The 17,954-nt window shown below is 57.7% G+C and carries 13 protein-coding genes and 1 pseudogene; 12 read left to right on the top strand and 2 right to left on the bottom strand.

Annotation, left to right across the window (positions count from 1 at the left end):
• Positions 1-97: 97 nt before the first annotated feature.
• From manA to AC1D1G_RS05060, 12 genes and pseudogenes are all read left to right on the top strand, one after another.
• Positions 98-1,342 (top strand): mannose-6-phosphate isomerase, class I, encoded by a 1,245-nt coding sequence (manA, locus tag AC1D1G_RS05115; protein WP_477951425.1) that lies wholly within the window; start codon positions 98-100, stop codon positions 1,340-1,342.
• A gap of 139 nt (positions 1,343-1,481) precedes the next feature.
• Entirely contained in the window at positions 1,482-2,384 is a 903-nt protein-coding gene (locus tag AC1D1G_RS05110) for a UTP--glucose-1-phosphate uridylyltransferase (protein WP_477951424.1), read from the top strand.
• Positions 2,385-2,780: 396 nt separating this feature from the next.
• Positions 2,781-4,304 carry a sugar transferase gene (locus tag AC1D1G_RS05105; protein WP_477951423.1) on the top strand — a complete coding sequence of 508 codons (1,524 nt, stop codon included), beginning with the start codon at positions 2,781-2,783 and terminating at the stop codon, positions 4,302-4,304.
• 136 nt (positions 4,305-4,440) lie between these two features.
• Positions 4,441-5,568 (top strand): glycosyltransferase, encoded by a 1,128-nt coding sequence (locus tag AC1D1G_RS05100; protein ID WP_477951443.1) that lies wholly within the window; start codon positions 4,441-4,443, stop codon positions 5,566-5,568.
• Positions 5,569-5,896: 328 nt separating this feature from the next.
• Positions 5,897-6,064 (top strand): annotated as a pseudogene (locus AC1D1G_RS05095) (DapH/DapD/GlmU-related protein); the annotation flags it as partial.
• Positions 6,065-6,175: 111 nt separating this feature from the next.
• Entirely contained in the window at positions 6,176-7,432 is a 1,257-nt protein-coding gene (locus AC1D1G_RS05090; RefSeq protein WP_477951422.1) for a glycosyltransferase, read from the top strand.
• A gap of 19 nt (positions 7,433-7,451) precedes the next feature.
• The gene (gene gmd, locus AC1D1G_RS05085) at positions 7,452-8,483 is read left to right on the top strand and encodes a GDP-mannose 4,6-dehydratase (RefSeq protein ID WP_477951421.1); all 1,032 of its coding nucleotides are present in this window, start codon (positions 7,452-7,454) and stop codon (positions 8,481-8,483) included.
• Complete coding sequence (locus tag AC1D1G_RS05080) at positions 8,480-9,454, top strand: GDP-L-fucose synthase family protein (RefSeq protein WP_477951420.1); 975 nt, start codon at positions 8,480-8,482, stop codon at positions 9,452-9,454. The genes gmd and AC1D1G_RS05080 overlap by 4 nt, the downstream gene beginning before the upstream one ends.
• The gene (locus tag AC1D1G_RS05075; protein WP_477951419.1) at positions 9,451-10,008 is read left to right on the top strand and encodes a DapH/DapD/GlmU-related protein; all 558 of its coding nucleotides are present in this window, start codon (positions 9,451-9,453) and stop codon (positions 10,006-10,008) included. Before AC1D1G_RS05080 ends, AC1D1G_RS05075 begins: the two co-directional genes overlap by 4 nt.
• Before the next feature lie 3 nt (positions 10,009-10,011).
• Positions 10,012-11,493: an O-antigen polymerase gene (locus tag AC1D1G_RS05070; RefSeq protein ID WP_477951418.1), complete on the top strand. Its 1,482-nt coding sequence runs from the start codon at positions 10,012-10,014 to the stop codon at positions 11,491-11,493.
• Positions 11,483-12,715 (top strand): oligosaccharide flippase family protein, encoded by a 1,233-nt coding sequence (locus AC1D1G_RS05065; RefSeq protein WP_477951417.1) that lies wholly within the window; start codon positions 11,483-11,485, stop codon positions 12,713-12,715. Before AC1D1G_RS05070 ends, AC1D1G_RS05065 begins: the two co-directional genes overlap by 11 nt.
• A gap of 139 nt (positions 12,716-12,854) precedes the next feature.
• On the top strand, positions 12,855-14,174 hold the full coding sequence (locus AC1D1G_RS05060; RefSeq protein ID WP_477951416.1) for a UDP-glucose dehydrogenase family protein: 1,320 nt from the start codon (positions 12,855-12,857) through the stop codon (positions 14,172-14,174).
• A gap of 85 nt (positions 14,175-14,259) precedes the next feature.
• Here AC1D1G_RS05060 and AC1D1G_RS05055 read toward each other — a convergent pair whose 3' ends face one another.
• Entirely contained in the window at positions 14,260-15,000 is a 741-nt protein-coding gene (locus tag AC1D1G_RS05055) for an SGNH/GDSL hydrolase family protein (RefSeq protein WP_477951415.1), read from the bottom strand.
• 944 nt (positions 15,001-15,944) lie between these two features.
• Entirely contained in the window at positions 15,945-17,807 is a 1,863-nt protein-coding gene (locus AC1D1G_RS05050; RefSeq protein WP_477951414.1) for a DUF4012 domain-containing protein, read from the bottom strand.
• Positions 17,808-17,954: the final 147 nt, after the last annotated feature.

Below are 17,954 nucleotides of genomic sequence, written 5' to 3'. Positions count from 1 at the left end.
GAATCCGGCGACGGACCTTGCCGTCGAACACTGTGCGTTTCAGTGCACATCAATGTTTCAGCGGGTCGCAGCTAGATTCTCGACGAGTGTCTGATCGATGAATCGCCTCCATGGAGCAATCCGGTCGTATGACTGGGGCTCCCACACTGCGCTGGCGGAGCTCACGGGTCGACCCTCGCCGTCCGATCGGCCCGAAGCCGAACTCTGGCTGGGTGCGCATCCGGCAGGCCCGGCTCGCGTAGACGTTGCGGGGCCCGGCACCTCCCTTCTCGACGTGATTTCGGCCGACCCGCACGGGCAACTGGGGGCTGCCAACGCGGAGCGGTTCCGAGGTCGCCTTCCGTTTCTGCTCAAGGTGCTCGCCGCGGAGGAACCACTTTCGTTGCAGGCGCACCCGAACTCTACGCAGGCACGTGAAGGATTCGAACGCGAAAACGCAAGCGGTGTCCCGCTGGACTCGCCTGCCCGCAACTACAAGGACGACAACCACAAACCGGAACTCGTGGTTGCGCTGACGAGATTCGAGGCGCTCGCCGGTTTCCGCGACGTGCGGCGAACCGTCGCGTTGCTGCGAGCGCTGGGTGCTGCGGAGTTGGACCGATGCGCGGAGCAATTGGCAGCTCAGGCCGACTCTTCGGGTGTGCGCGCGCTGTTCACGCAGTGGATCACGGGCGACGAACACTCGGCGCCGCTGATCGGTGCTGTGGTCGAGGCCTGCCGGCGTTATCTATCGGCGGAGCCCAACGGAGCGGTGGGTGAGTTCGCGGCCGAGGCGCAGACCGCGCTCGACCTGGGGAGCAGGTATCCGAACGACCCCGGTGTGCTGATCTCGCTGCTGCTCAATCGGATCACGCTCGAACCGGGGGAGGGCCTGTTTCTCGCGGCCGGAAATCTGCACGCATACCTGCGAGGCGTGGCCGTCGAGATCATGGCCAGCTCGGACAATGTGCTTCGGGGTGGTTTGACACCCAAGCACGTTGATGTGCCCGAGCTGCTGAAAGTCCTTGATTTTCGGCCGGGGTCCATGCCGGTGGTGCGTGCGGACGGTGATGGCCGTGACAACACGCGCGTGTACGAGACGCCGGAGAGAGAATTCGAGCTCACCCGGCTGCAACTAGACACGAGCCGGAGTAATGCCTCGTCATCCACAGCGAATCTTGCCGCCGGGGACCCACGGATCGTTCTCTGCACGGCGGGATCGACCGTACTCTCGTCCCCGGGCGCCTCGCTCGAGCTGAGTGCGGGACAGTCGGCGTGGTTGCCGGCATCGAACCCGGCGGTGACCCTGGCACCGGCACAGCAGCGCGCCCAGGTCTTCGTCGCCACTATCGGCTCCGGATGATGCGGACTCTCCTCACCGCCAAGGGATCTGCGCTCACGTGTATTCAGTAGACCTGGACGACTGACCAGTGTGACGGTCGGTTCACACGCAGGGGTCGTGGCACTGCAGCCCAATTAGGCAATTCGAGAAAGGCATAGCCATGGGGGAATTGGATTCGACTGCTTTTCGGACGGCTGTGGTGCCGGCCGCGGGAATGGGTACTCGATTTCTGCCGGCGACCAAGACGGTCCCCAAAGAGCTACTTCCTGTGGTGGACACGCCCGGGATCGAGTTGGTGGCCGGCGAGGCAGCCGCATCGGGGGCGGAGCGGCTGGTCATCGTGACAGCGCCTGGCAAGGACGGCGTGGTGGCGCACTTCGTCGAAGACCTGGTGTTGGAAAACAACCTTGCGGCCAGGGGTAAACACAGTCTGCTCGATAAGGTGCGCAGGGCACCGGGCCTCCTCGCTGTGGAGTCGGTAGTCCAGCATCAACCGCTGGGGCTCGGCCATGCGGTCGGTTGCGCTGAACCGGTGTTGGGCGACGACGAGGATGCGATCGCGGTTCTGCTGCCGGATGACTTGGTTCTGCCGAACGGCGTGCTCGATGTCATGTCGCGCGTGCGAGCCAAGCGTGGCGGAACGGTGCTGTGTGCCATCGACGTCCCTAAAGATGAAGTGAGCGCATATGGAGTCTTCGACGTCGAGACGGTCCCCGATGCCGCGAATCCGAACGTACTGAGGGTGAAGGGCATGGTGGAGAAGCCGAAACTACAGGACGCACCGTCGACACTTGCGGCCGCCGGCCGCTACCTCTTGGACCGGGCTATCTTTGATGCTCTCCGACGTATCCGCCCGGGAGCGGGCGGCGAGTTGCAGTTGACCGACGCGATCGCGCTGCTCATCACGGAGGGGCATCCCGTGCATGTAGTGGTTCATCGCGGGCCCCGGCACGACCTCGGCAATCCCGGTGGATTTCTCCGCGCGTCGGTGGACTTGGCGCTGAGTCGTCCGGAATATGGAGCGGCCCTGCGGACGTGGCTTGAGCAGAGGGTCAAGGGCTAGCGCGATGTTCCGTTCATTCAACTTGGCATTGCGGCCGACGTCGCCCTGGTCAGAGCGGCGTTACCGTGTTGTTACTGTCCAGTACGAAGTGCGCAAAATACTCGAAGATCGGAAGCGGTGCCAGCAGTCGGGTCTGAGGTCCGCCTGCGGACTGGCCCCCGAGCGCGTCACTCTAAGTGCAGATCCTCGGGTTGACCAGGGTCGAAAGTCCCTCTCTCTGAAGAAAAATCGCCGGTGTGAGTCGCATCACTCCTGGGCCTCTCGAGTGTAACGAGACGGCCACTGGTGCGATTATTAGCTGGCAGCAAAACTCCGGGGGGCGGACTTCCTCTACCGCCACGCAGGTCGCGAGACAGTGTCGCTCGCCGACTCTTTGGTCCTAGTTGGAAGGCTCAGATGGTGACGTCGTTCGGTGTCTCGCTCGACTCGGCAACCCCTCCTGGGGGCACCACCCCAGCATCGGGTCTCGAAGGCCGACTCAATGGCAGGCGTGCCTGGCAGGCCGCGTACATCCGGCGTCTGTGGGTCTCGGACACGCTGATCGTGATCGCCGCGGTAGCGCTCGCACAGTGGGTGCGGTTCGGCGACAGCGGCGTCCTGCAGACCTCGGCCTTTCCTCAAACACTGAGCTATGCGCTGGTGTCTGCCCTGCTCGTGGTGTCGTGGCTTGCCACGCTCATCATCTTCCGGACCCGCACGGTTCGTGTGATCGGGAGCGGACCGGACGAATACCGGCGAATCTTCGTCTCCACCGTCAGACTGTTCGGCTTCATTGCGATTGTGTCGCTCCTGTTTCGCCTCGACCTCGCTCGCCTGTACCTCGCGATTGCATTCCCAGTGGGGCTGGCCGGTCTCATGTTCAGTCGGTGGGTGTGGCGTCGGGTGATCGCCCGTAAGCGTTCTCGTGGTGAGTTCCAGACCTCCGTGCTTGTGGTTGGCGGTGAACGCTCGGTGCGGAGTTTGGCGGAATCGTTCGAACGTGGCACGGCAGACGGCTATCGGGTGGTTGGCATGTGCATCCCGGGGCACACAGGCGCACGTAACGACAAGATCGTTGTCGGAGAGCGTGATATCCCCGTGTTCGGTGACGAGCGTGAGGTGGTTCGCGCGTTGGGTTTCTGTCACGCCGATACCGTCGCAGTGACCGCCACAGAGCACCTCGGGCACGAAGGAATGCGCTCTCTTGCGTGGGACCTCGAGCCACACCATGTGGATCTCGTGGTTGCGCCGGGGATGATGGATGTGTCCGGTCCGCGCCTGTCGATGCGGCCGGTCGCTGGCCTTCCGCTCATTCACGTGGAAAAGCCCCGCTACCACGGCGCTCAGAAGTTCTCGAAACTCTCCTTCGACTTCGTGTTCGCGACGCTTGCGCTCATCATCATCAGTCCGGTGATGATTGCGGCTGCGCTTGCGATCAAGCTGACGAGCACAGGTCCGGTGTTCTACAAATCGGAGCGCATGGGCCTGGACGGCAAGCCGTTCCCGATGCTCAAGTTCCGCAGCATGGTCGTGGACGCCGACAAGCAGGTGGCCTCGTTGATGAACGCGAACGAGGGCGCCGGCGTGCTGTTCAAGATGCGCGAGGATCCCCGCGTGACGAAGGTGGGGAAGTTCCTCCGCAAGTACAGCCTCGACGAGCTACCACAGTTCATCAACGTGCTGCGCCGCGAAATGAGTGTTGTAGGTCCGCGGCCGCCCCTGCGGCGGGAGGTAGAAGCCTATGACGGCGCAGTCCGCCGTCGATTGTTGGTCAAGCCGGGGATTACCGGGCTGTGGCAAGTCAGTGGTCGCTCGGACCTGTCTTGGGAAGAGACTGTGCGGCTCGATCTCTCGTATGTGGAGAACTGGTCGATGATGGGCGACGTGCTGATAGTCGGGAAGACTTTGAAGGCGGTGTTGGCGGGTGAGGGCGCGTATTGAGGCCGAATCAAGTCGCTCGAGATCAACCGCAGGTCCAACGCTAGCTCGATCTGTCTCCGGTTCGTTCTCTGGTCGCGCAGCGATGGGTTGCGTCTTTGAGACCCTGTCTAAAGAGGTGGAGTAAATCTTGGCGAAAATGGACAATCCGCGTTACGTGTTCTACCTCGCGGTGGTGCCTGTCTATCGGGACGCGTGTGTCAGAGTGTTGCTTGACCAGCACGGAGATCAGGTCCGCTTCTACGCGGGTGAAGCTCACCTGGACGAGACTGTAAAGACTGGATTGGCTCCGAACCTGGTCCAACGCGTCAGAAACGTTGGGATCCTACAGAATCGGGTCTTGATACAAGTTGGCCACTTGCGTGAGGCGATGCGTTCTGAGGTATGTGTCATTGATTTGAATCCCCGGAGTGTCACTGCCTGGGGATTGGCGGTCGCACGCAAGATTCTGAGACGACGGACGCTAGCTTGGGGCCATCTTCATCCCCGCGCCGGCGCATCCTCGAGATCAGCACCCATTCGCATCTTCCTCCGAAGAATTACTGATGGGACCGTTCTCTACGGTTACGACAGTGTCGTTCCGGCGCGCTCGGAGCTCCCAGGCAAGCCAGTCTGGGTAGCACCAAATTCGCTGTATAGCACCGTCGATATCAAAGCGGCCGAAAACAGCGAACGCCGACGGATCATGTATGTGGGTCGACTTGAAGCGGCAAAAAACGTACAGATACTTGTTGAGGCATTTGCGTTGTCTGGGCTATCAGCTGCAGGCTATACGCTCGACATAGTAGGATTCGGATCTCTCGAGCCTGAACTAGTCAAGCAGACTAAGAAATTTTCTATCGATGAATCCGTCAACATACACGGACGGATAGACTCGGTTACTGAATTGTCTGCCCTCTACGCGGAGGCTGCTTTTTCTGTTTCGCCCGGTTACTTGGGTTTGACATTAACTCAAAGTCTCGGGTTCGGCGTTCCGATGCTTTACGCGGAGGATGCACCACATTCCCCTGAAATCGAGCTGAAGCGATTCGGAGGAATGCGGAGTTTCAGCCCGACTTGCGCAGAGGGTCTTGCTGCCGCAATGAGATCCTTCGTCTCAGAACTAGATGAGGAACCCGTCAAATCTCAGCATCTCGCGCGAAGCGTTAGCACCTATTATTCCGCCGAGGCTATGGCCAACGGTCTTTGGCTCGCGTTAGAGGGCGAGAGATCAGAGTTGGGTGCGGACGGGTGGCCCACATCAACAGAGGTGACACGTGTCGAATAGATCACGCCTTCCTGCGCCCTTGCGGTCTGGGCTGCGCAAGCTGATAAATAAGCTAGCTGTATTTGGGAATGTCGAAGTCGGCGATAACTTTAGTGCAGGCAGAGGTGCCATAATCAGCGCGCCACACAGCCTTGTCATCGGAAGCAATGTGAGCGTAGGTCCTCGATCGATTATTCAAGTCGACGGCGAGATAGGCGACTTCGTAATGATTGGTATGGGAGTACAGATCGTTGGGCGCGAAGATCATGCCTTGGATGAAATCGGGGTACCGATGCTGCTCTCGACGTGGGTCGGTGATCGGCCGGAAATGGGCCGCGACTCAGTCGCAATCGGTTGCGACGTTTGGATCGGTGGAGGGGCTCTGGTGCTAAGCGGCATCGAGATCGGTGACGGTGCCGTCATTGGAGCAGGGGCTGTCGTCACGAAGGACGTAGACAGCTTTGCGATAGTCGGGGGATCTCCGGCTCGAGTTATTGGATACAGGTTTGCGAATGACGACGACCGACGGAAGCACCTCGCCATTGTCAAGCAGTTGAATGTGTCGAAATAGTCCGCAGTTCAGTCGGACGAATGTGCAACGGCTTAACCTCCAATATGATACTTGCGAATGGGTGCGATTGAAATGGATAAACCTAGCATTGCCATTATGGGCATCAATTACTCGCCCGAGCCTACCGGGATTGCGCCTTACACATCCGGCCTTGCGAGTGGCCTGGCAAGGAGGGGCTACCAGGTAAAGGTTTTGACAGGTTACCCGCACTACCCGTCGTGGCGGGTGCTTCGGGGTTACCGAGGCACGTCCATGGCGGAGAACGTCGGCGGCGTCGATGTGATGCGGTATCGGCATTACGTTCCTTCGCGCACGAGTCCGCTTGGGCGGATCCTGATGGAGGCGAGTTTCGCTGCGCGATTGCTTCCGGCCCGACTGGAGCGTCCGGACGTAATCGTGAGCGTGTCCCCGGCCCTTCTCGCGACGGCGGCGGCGCTAGCACGCGCGCGATCGACACGCGGAAGACCGGCCGTCGGAGTGTGGGTCCAAGATCTGTACGGACTCGGTGTCGTCGAAACCGGAGCTCTGGGCGAGCGGGCAGCCAACGCAACGTCTGCACTTGAATCGCGCGTGTTACGAAATGCCGACGGCGTGGCGGTCATTCACGAGCGATTCCGCAACCACATCATCGGGGAACTAGGCGTGAGTCCGGGCCGGGCAACCGTGATCCGCAACTGGAGCCACGTTGCGCTGAACCCGCTCGATGACAAGGCGCGTGTTCGCGAAGCGCTGGGATGGAAGAGCCACGAGACTGTTGTTTTGCACGCCGGAAACATGGGTGCAAAGCAGGGATTAGAAAATGTTATTTGCGCAGCAAGATTGGCAGAAAGCCGTGGTCTCCCGGTCAAGTTCGTGCTGCTGGGTGATGGAAATCAGCGGGCAAGTCTGGAGCGTCAATCCGCTGGAGTATCGAATGTTGACTTCGTTGATCCGCTTCCGGACTCCGACTTCTTCGCGGCGCTTCAAGCCGCGGATGTCCTCTTGGTAAATGAGCGTGCATCGCTATCGGAGATGGCCGTTCCGAGCAAGCTCACGTCGTACTTCGCCACCGGCCGACCTGTGCTTGCCGCTACCGATTCGCAGAGTGTAACGGCAGGAGAAATTGAGTCGTCGCAAGCCGGCTTGCTAGTTGAGCCAGAGAACCCACAATCTCTGCTCACCGGTGTCATGAAGCTATCAGAGAACCCGGTCCTCGCAGCGCGATTGGGAGCCGCTGGCCAGAAATTCAGGGCGGACAATTTGACGATGGACAAGGCTGTCGATGATTTTGAGGAATGGATTCTTCGGCTTAACCGCGGACGAAAAAGCCGTTAAGAGAAAAGGGACAGAGTAAATGACCAAACGGGCATTCATTACAGGGATTACTGGCCAGGATGGCTCGTACCTAGCAGAGCTCCTCCTGAAGAAGGGGTACGAAGTTCACGGATTGATTAGACGTTCGTCGAGCTTCAACACCGCCAGGATTGAGCACCTTTATCAGGACCCTCATAATCCTGACGCCCGCCTGCACCTCCACTATGGCGACCTCAGTGATGGATCTAGGCTTGTCACGCTCCTCAGTTCCATTCGGCCTGATGAGGTATACAACCTGGCGGCACAATCACACGTCCGCGTAAGTTTCGACGAGCCCACGCACACAGCCAACACAACTGGCATCGGGACTGTACGACTACTCGAAGCGGTAAGGCTTACGGGACTACAATGTCGATTCTATCAAGCGTCGACATCGGAGATGTTTGGCGCTAGCCCACCGCCGCAAGGTGAAGATACACCGTTTTATCCACGATCGCCTTACGGCGCGGCCAAAGTTTACTCATACTGGATTGTGAAGAATTACCGCGAGGCATACGATATGTTTGCCGTGAACGGAATACTATTCAATCACGAATCGCCGCGGCGTGGCCCAACTTTCGTAACGAGAAAAATCACCCGTGCAGTCGCGCGGATCAAAGCCGGATTAGAACGTGAACTCTACATGGGAAATCTCGACTCGGTACGCGACTGGGGTTATGCGCCTGAGTATGTAGAGGGTATGTGGCGTATGTTGCAGGCCGATAAGCCTGAGGATTTCGTATTGGCAACTGGCGTCGGATACACCGTCCGCGAGTTTCTCAGCCACAGCTTCGAGCATGTCGGTCTGAAATGGGAGGATTACGTACGATTCGACGACAGATATTTGCGTCCCACTGAAGTTGATGCGCTGGTGGGAGACGCATCAAAGGCTGAGCGGATATTGGGATGGAAGGCTCAGACCGAGGGTGCCGAACTAGCACGGATCATGGTTGACGCAGATGTTGAGGCGCTAAAGCACGAGGGGCGGCCTTGGATTGATACAGCAAAGCACATTGATTGGGCGCGGTCATGAGTCATAAGATCGATTATGTTCCCCGCCCCCTCAGCCGGAATGCGCCGATTTACGTTGCTGGGCACCGAGGGCTGGTCGGTTCTGCAGTCTCGCGAAAGCTTGTCGCAGAGAACTTCACCGATGTAAGGGGCCTAACCTCCGCGGAGCTCGACCTGCGCAATCGGGATGCCGTCTTTGAGTACTTCGCGAAGAACCGTCCTGACACGCTTATCATCGCTGCTGCCAAGGTTGGTGGTATCTACGCGAACAATACATTTCCGGTCGAATTTATTTCGCACAACCTGCAAATTCAGCTGAATCTACTCGACGCTGCGCTTGAACAGCGTATCGAGCGAGTCATGTTCCTTGGCAGTTCGTGCATATACCCCAAGATGTCCCCACAGCCAATCAAAGAAGAATATCTCTTAACTGGGGCATTGGAACCAACAAACGAGGCATACGCGATCGCTAAGATCGCCGGAATCGTTCAGGTGCAGTCCGTTAGGCGCCAATATGGTTTGCCCTGGATCAGTGCAATGCCAACCAACTTGTATGGTCCCGGTGATAATTTCTCCTCGGACACGTCGCATGTACTCCCTGCGCTAATTCGCCGATATGATGAAGCGTCGCGGCGAGGGGAGGAAAGCGTGACTAATTGGGGTACGGGTTCTCCGCGCCGAGAATTCTTGCATGTTGACGATATGGCATCTGCTGTTCTTCACCTGTTGGAGAATTACGATGGTCCTGCCCAAGTGAATGTAGGCACTGGAACAGACGTGACAATTCGTGAGCTCGCCGGAACGGTTGCGAATGCGGTTGGTTATGAGGGCAAGGTTAGGTGGGACGCGACTAAGCCGGACGGAACTCCTCGTAAATTATTGGATATCTCGACATTACTTGCGACCGGCTGGAAACCCACTGTGCCGATTGAAGTCGGCATCGCCGAGACGGTGGAATGGTACCGCGCGAATCTTGAGGTGATTAGATCATGAAGGTCGGAACCCACCCGGATCTGGAACTTGCCGCCTTCACCGGTAGCGGTTACAACAAAGGCAGGGGCGTTGTCATCCAAGCATTGTGGATGCTTGTCTCTTCGACAATATTCATGAGATGGTGGTGCCCAAGCGGGTTTCGTGTTCGAATCCTGAGGCTATTCGGCGCGACCGTCGGTTCTGACGTATTAATTCGACATAGGGTTCGCATCCATTGGCCGTGGAAACTGAGTATTGGATCAAATGCTTGGATCGGTGAGGGAGCTTGGCTCCTCAACCTTGAGCCTATATCTATTGGCAGTAACGCTTGCATCTCTCAGGAAGTATTGCTGTGTACCGGGAGTCACTCTCGACGCTCACGAACTTTCGAATTTGATAATGGGCCGATCGTAATTGGAAATAGAACATGGATCGCTGCTCGGGCGACAATATTGCGTGGAGTCGTTGTCGGAGATAACGCTGTCGTCGGTGCGACGGCGTTGGTCACCTCAGACATCGGCAATGGTGCAATCGTCACAGCGCCGTCTGGCGCGTCACGAATCGGCGCGGTCTAGGCCATGGAAACTGCACCGTGGGCCGTGTTGACGATTGTCGTTGGTGCATGTGCGTTCATTGTTGTTACACGTTTCCGGCTTGGATTTATGATCTCTCCGATGGCTGTTACATTGTTGATGTTTATCGCAATATTTGGTATTCGGCCTTTGCTGATATCGGGAGATCCAGACCATTACTTCTACGGATACTCGATTGCCGCCGAAATCGGATCGGCCACTTCATTGGGATTCGTTGGGATCTGCGCTCTGATCTGCGGCTATATCCTTACCGCGCGGAGCGGTGGGGGCAGCGAAATCAGTCGAAGCGCTGTCAAAATTTCCCGTTTTGGGATGGAAAGGAACTCGGGACTCAATCGAATCTCGAAGGTATCGACACTGGGGGCTGCTGCATCTTCCATAACCTTGCTAATCATGTGGGTTCTTGCAATGCTGTACCTTAGGGGGCCGCAGGTTATATCCGACCTTAGTCGGGGGCGATCCGAGGAGTCCTCGCAGGTTGTGGCGGGTCTACCTGTCCTCGTGTTTGCACTCCCGTCCGCCGCTGCCTTCGTTGCTATATTTTGGCGGATTTCAGCGGAGCGGGAAGTTGCATTTTCGCGCGGCCAAAAATGCGTCTTCTGGGCAATTATCGCTTTGTCGGTGGTTCCGCCAGGGATGCTGGGAAATAGGCGATTTATCATACCCTGCCTTATCGGTGCGGGGATGGCTGCGTTACAGAGTAAGTGGAACGACCGTCTGCGTTTCAAGGGTGCGCTGTTGGGATCCGCGTTCTTTCTGATACTCGCAATCGTGCCGTACATTCGAAGCGCCGGTTCACGAGGGCAGGGAGAAGGATTTGCGTCCGCTCTCCTCCGTCAAGTGAATGAAGAGGGTGTTGTAGGAGTTTTGCGTCGCTTCTTTGTCTCTCATGATACTGAGATGCTCGACTATATCGCGTTTATGTATCCACGTCTCGGTGATCGGATCGACTGGGGTCTCGGACGGGGTACGGTGCAGGAAATATTCATCACGCCGCTCCCTGACTCGCTAACCACTGAACCTGTGTGGTCAGATCGCATTTTGGTCGACGCCTTTGGGGCCACGTGCGGTCAAGGGATATGCCCTGTTCCTAGCGTTCCTGGTACGTGGTATTTCGACTTCGGCATCGTCGGAGTGATTTTCGGGTGCCTCATCCTTGGATATCTATGTTTAAAGTTCGAAACTTCTTTCATACGTGGATCTGGTTCGCATTTGCTTGGCCTGATCATACTTGGTGCGCTTGCTGTGTCGGCAGTGCGAGGAAACTACGTGACGCAATTATGGATTGGTCTAAATATATTCCTGCTGGCGCTTGGCATGCTTGCGTTGGCGGTCGTGTTGTTGCCCAATCGTCGGGCGCCGCGACTGCCGAATTCGTCGATCGAGCTGCTTTGTGGATCAGATGAGGGATTTGCCCCCCGTCGTCATCCGAGTGTGACTGGGCATGGTTCTCGCCATGGTCAGTGAGAGCGTGATAGCGGGTTCTCTACGTCGGCAATTCTCGTGGATACTTGCAGGTCGACTGCTGGGTGCCCTCATCCAGGCTGTTAGCGTGGCGCTGGTCGCGCGTTGGTCAGGCCCAACGAACTTCGGTACATTCGCAGTTGTTTACGGGCTTGCAGTCTTCGTTCAATCCGCATCTGATCTCGGGCTTACGCCATTCTTGACGCGGACCCGGGCAGTTGAGGCGAGTGACGGCTATGTCGGTGCAGCCTTAAAGTTGGTCGACAGAATCTGCGTGGGTGTGGGGATCATTGCGACTGCCGCCATTGCTATTGCCTCCTATTTCGATCCGGTCTACTTTCTCTTATTGCCGTTGGGCGTGTGGATGGCGTCCGAGAAGGCTGCGGAGGCTTGGCTAGGAATTCCCCTTGCTGATGGTGATTCTTCCAAGAATGCGCTTTCGTTGGTCGGTCGAAGAGTAGGAGCGCTGGGGGTGTTGCTAATAACTACGGCTCTGGGTTTTGATGCGGTCTTGGGCTTCTCCATCGGACTTGCAATATCGTGCGTGGTGGCTGCGTTGGTTGCGAAGTTGCAGGTACGTGGAGAAGTTGTCAGGGGAGAAACTCACGCTATTGGAGAACTAATCCGTCTTACAGTGCCGTTCTGGCTGAACTCGATGGCCGCGCAAGCCCGGAACCTGGATACCCTACTTGTCTCGATTTTCGCATCCTCGACCCAGGCCGGCGTTTATGGTGTTGCGAGTCGGTTGACAACTCCACTCAGTTTGGTTCCGCAGGCCTTTGCGTCGGTTCTAATGCCTGCGGCGGCGAGGAGCGGAAAGGCAGCTTTTAGTCGAGTCGCGCATAGCCTCCTCCTGCTGAGTCTCTTCACTTCGGTTTTGTATGTCGCAGTGTGTATGGCGGCTCCATTTATTGTACCCATGGCCCTTGGCCCAGAATTTGAAGATGCTGTCCCAATTGTGCAGCTGATATGTGTTGGACTGGTTTTCAGCTCCATCGCGGCGCAGTTTGGCGCTCTGTTGCAGGGGTGGGGACACAAGAAGACCGTTGCGGTTGTTCAGGGGACATGTACGACTGCCTTTCTAATCGGGATCGTTATCGTGGTTCCGATTTGGGGAGGTCTCGGTGCGGGGGCGATGTTCAGCCTGTCAGTGTTCTTCCAGACGGTCGTTCTCGGCGGTCTGGTGGCATTGGCAATTCGTGGGGATGATGTGATGTCTGCGTAGAATTTCTGTCCGGTAGCGTGCGGCGAAACCATTGACGAGCGTTTTTCAATATGCCCGCGTACTGGATGTCTTGTTGATCCAAATGGTATTTCGAGTGGATTTCAATATCATGTGATTGTTCAGTGACGGAGGATTGACAATGGTAATTGCTGTTTTTGGTACCGGGTACCTCGGCGCGACGCATGCTGCATGCATGGCGGAGCTCGGGCATGATGTCCTTGGTGTGGACGTGGACCCCATGAAGCTATCAAAGCTGGAGGCAGGCAAGGTTCCATTTTATGAACCGGGTCTTGAAGAGGTTCTACAGAGGAATCTGGACAACGGCCGCCTGAAGTTTACTGCTTCGTATGAAGAAGCTGCTGAATGTGCTGACATTCACTTTCTTGCGGTGGGGACCCCGCAGAAGAAGGGGGAGTATGCGGCCGATCTTCAGTACGTTAACGCTGTCGTTGACCAGCTTGCCCCGTTGGTAAATCGGCCCTCCGTAATATACGGTAAGTCAACTGTTCCCGTGGGGACAGCTGAGCGTCTGGCAAAGCGTGCGCAGGCACTTTCGCCTGTCGGCAAGGAACTTGAGGTCGCATGGAATCCAGAATTCCTGCGTGAAGGGTATGCCGTCCAGGACACCCTGCACCCCGATCGCATTGTGCTTGGCGTTGATCGTAATAGTCCTGGCAATGCGGAGAAGATTGCGAGAGACGTATACGCAAAGTTGATCGATGAAGGGGTCCCGTTCTTGACGACGGACCTCGCGACCGCTGAGCTTGTGAAAGCATCAGCGAACGCCTTCCTCGCGACAAAGATTTCCTTTATAAACGCTATTTCTGAGGTTTGCGATGCTGCAGGTGCTGACGTAACTGTATTGGCTGATGCGATCGGGCACGATGTGCGAATTGGTCGCCGTTTTCTTAATGCGGGAATTGGGTTCGGTGGAGGTTGTCTGCCGAAGGATATACGAGCGTTCATGGCCCGTGCAGGCGAGCTCGGTGCTGACCAAGCGTTGACTTTTCTCCGCGAAGTGGACAACATTAATATGCGTCGACGGACACGGATGGTTGAGATCACCCGTGAAATTTGTGGCTCACTATTGGGTTCCCGTGTTGCAGTTCTTGGCGCTGCGTTTAAACCCGACTCAGACGATGTACGCGATTCGCCAGCACTGAATGTTGCCGGACAGATTCAATTGCAGGGCGCTGCTGTGAGCGTTTACGATCCGAAGGCAATGGCCAACTCGCGTGCGTTATTCCCCACGCTCGGATATAGCAATTCTGCCCTTGAGGCTTGCGAGGGGGCGGACGTGATTCTTGTACTCACTGAGTGGAAAGAGTTTCAGGACCTGGATCCGGCGATTCTGGAGAAAGTGGTACGAACGAAGTCGATAGTCGACGGCCGGAATTGCTTGAATGTGGATCTGTGGCGTTCGGCAGGGTGGACCTACCGAGGTCTTGGAAGGCCATAGTGGTTGCAGAAGAGCAGGTTCCGTCGACGACAAATTTTCGCCGCGTGGTGGACTGCCGAACTTTGAATTCGCAAAATCGGGGACGCTAGGAGTGCGGCTTAAGTCTCATTACCATATCCTCGATGAGTGGTTGGATCTTGTCGGCGAGATATATGTGACCGGCGTTGTTTGGATTCAGGCCATCCTGCCCGACTAACGCCGACTCTTGACCGAAGAACCACCGCTCGGTGATTGGGTCGACGTATTGGGCGCCAGCCGCGAGCGCGGATTGGCCGACTGATTTTGCCACCTGTTCAATGTCTGGTGTCAGCGCGCCGCGAGTCCAGGCGGGCCCAATGACCAGGATTTGCACCGCTGGCGATCGTTCCTTGGCTCTTGCGATTGCGTCGCTGACACCCGACGGGACGCCGCTTGGATTGTGTAAATCATTGATGCTGCCGAAGAACACCGCGATATCTGTGTGGGTGTAGACCATTCGGTCGGCTTCGGTTACAAAGGTTGTGCGGTCTGTCCCCGGGTGGGCGTAGCCTGCGCCGCTCTTTCCAGACACCTCGAAATAGACCGGTGTATCCGGGTGATAGAGACGAGCGGCCAGGATGGCCGTCCAGTTCGCTGACTCACGGCCGCCTTCCGCAGATCCTCCAACAAAACTGTCACCAATTACTGCGATGGTCGTCGTGGTGGGTTCGATGGGGACCGCTGCGGTATATGGCACCCAGCTGGAATTGGTCGCGGATTCTCTGGTACGCAGATGGTCCCACACCGCGACGCTGACAACTAGAAGCGCGGATACTGCAAGGGCTATGGCGATTCGCGAACGCTGCATAGTAGATATTCTGCACTATCTGTCCGCGTGTCCACGCACTGAGCTGGCGCCCGTGCCAGTTGTCGCAGTGGGCTTTTGGCTGAAGCGTTCCTGCTTGTTGGAGCATGATCCGTGTTGCTGGCCGATCGGTGCACCCGGCGGTTGAGCTGATGGGCTGTTGCTTGGCTGCGCTGACCGGCAACCGTGCCGATACGTCAAGGCGATACGGAAAATCAACGCGCGCGTGTTCAATCGTTGTTCCGCAGGGATCGTGGGTTTGCAGGTTGGCACGAATAGTGTCAAGCGTTGACCGGATGTCGTTTTTCGGCAGCGCGAGCCTCGAGGCATCGAAGAATGAGGCAGATGACTGTGCTTTTCCTGGGTGCTAGACCTTGTTATCGCTGTAGTGGGCGCAGTCGCTATTTCGTCGATGCCAGGTCGCCTGTATCGCCTGTGCAGCGACCATCCGAGACTCAGCGACGCCTACCCCCACCGGGATCTCAGCGCGGTTCGGCGGGGTGCTGGTAGCAAGCTGGCGTTTCCTTACCCTCGCGATTGATCTGCTCGCAAGGTTACGACGTGGAGATCACATGCGGCATGTGTCGTGGGACTACCATTTCAGCGTTTCCGAGGGGGAGTACTTCTGCGAGGATACTGCCGAGAATCGCTAACGATGCTCCGGCCAGCAATCTCCGCTGAGCTAGTGTAACGCCCCTGCAGAACAAAGAAACTGAATTCCGTGCATCCTCTCAGCAGACTAAACGTCACGTACGGACGGATGATCGCAATTGCGCCCCGCCCCTCGACTGGGATGCTCCCAGGCACGCACCGAATGAGAAGCAGCCCACCATGTTGATCACGAGGGTTGTAACGGAAACTCGGCGTCGCCATCTGGCCATCAATTTCACAGATTGTATCAAGGGGCCGTGTGGGCTGTGGCGGCTGTATGAGGTGCCATTTGGCGACTAATTGCCGCAAGCCGGCACGTTCACCGTGACGGCCGGATTATCCACCAGCGGCTGTACCGGAACTCGCGCCTCACCGGGAGAGGTGGGCTCTGTCAGCTCGTATTTGACCTCGGTCGTCTGCCCCTGTCGAACCGGGACCAGCACGTCGAACAGGGGGTGGCCCAACTCCTTACCGGTAAGGAAGATGGTCGGCTTACCATCCACCGTCACTTTTCGGAGCTGTGCACCTTGCGTGGCAAGGAGCGACACAGCAGACACGTTAGTGCCCTTAGGGACATTGAGTGTATTGATGAATGTTCCCGCAACGTAGTCGGGGAAGTTGCCAGCCGGGGTGTTGTTTGTCAGCTTCACCGTGACACTCGAGCGGCGGGTGTCGCCGCCCGTGCAACTCTCAGCCGTGTAGTCGATCTCACGCGTCGAGTGGTAGTCCAGTTTCCCGCCGGCCTGGTTGTTGATGACCACACCGGCAAACGGGGCAGAGTCGTCGGGCACGGTGTGACCAAGGACGGTCCCGGCGAGAATCTCCTGTTCCTCAGGGTAAGAGCTCCACACCGCAATGCGGCGCTCACCGGCCGCGCGGCCGAGGGCGTCGAGAAGCTTCTGGGGGGACGTGATCTCACCGGTCATCTTGTCGATCACACGGGCGGCCACTGTCTGAAGATATTGCTTACGGGCGTTGTTGTCGTCCGCAAACCGGACGTAGGCGGTCGACTCGGTTAGCTCCACGACATTGTCGGCGTTGATCACCTCTCCGTCCGGCATTTTGATCGGGCCGATGGCGCCAAGCACATAACTGAGCGCAATCGGGTCGGTGGCAATGGCACCGTCCACCTGCTCGCCTGATTCCTGGGCCCACATCGATTTCCAGATCTGCGCAGCGTAAGGAAAGTGTGAACTCAAGTTACTGTTACGAATATCTGTGGTTGGGCGGCTCTGCCCGTATTGGGCGGCGAATTCTGGACCCAGGTCCAACGGCGCTGCTGCGCCGACAAGGTCCGAGTTCCGTCCCAGTGTGTCTACCCGCGCCACACCGTCATTCGCACGAATGACACCGTAGCCACCCAGCAGGCCGCCCGTACCGCGAGCCTCGGCGTTGGTTTGGAAGGCCATGAAGTAGTTGCGTGGGCCGTCTGCGCCCAACATCGTTGGTGCCAGCTTTGCACCAATAGCGGTATTTCCCAACAGTTTCGACAGCTCCGAAAGCTGGTCCTGCAGTTGTGTACGGGCATCGGAAACCGACGTCAGGTATGTCGGTTCGTCGATGGCCTGTGCCTGATCGTTCCACCGTTGCGCAGCGACGGCAGTCTGATCCAGTACTGGTGCAGCTTCCTGCAGGGGCTGCAAATTCACCTTGCCGCCTGAGGCGATGAGTTGGTTTGGCGCCAGAGAAGTTCCGGCTGCCACGGCCGGTGTGAGCACCTCCGACGTCAGGCCGCGTACCACCTCGGAGATCTGCTGCGAAGTCTCGAGCGGGCTGCCCAGCCATGGAATGGCGGACGCGACACTCCACGGGACATTGTGGGTGTAGTCGTAGGCCTTGTTCGCATACTTGTCGGCGTCGGCCGATGACCGCTCCGCGTCTTCGGTATTACCGTCCAGTAACGCGTCTTTCGCGAGCTGCGCGTGGTTGCGTGCCTCGTACAGATTTGCGCGTGCTTCCCTGGCTGAATAGCCGAGCCACAGACCCAGTGCCACCACTACCAGCAAGGCCGCAAAACCGCCCGTGATCAGGCCACGCTTGCGTTTATAGGACTTGCTGCGGACATTCGTTCGCTTGCGGATGCGACGAACCGAGGGCTCGCCCGCGGAAGTGCCCGAAGCGCCGGGGTTCTCGGCGTCACCGCGGGAATGATCGTTCACGGATCGTGGCTCCTGTCATCGTGGTTGCGTAGAGGATACTGTGACGTGCGTCGCAGGTTTGACCCCCGCGTGGTGAGCAACGCGCTTGCTCATTATTGTCTGAGTAGCGAATTTCGCGAACCGGGGAGTCAGCAAGGTTCAGGCCCA

The organism is Rhodococcus sp. P3_B8 (genome assembly GCF_056402775.1).
The sequence above is the reverse complement of the archived record's forward strand: the minus strand, read 5'-3'. Positions and strand labels throughout refer to the sequence as shown.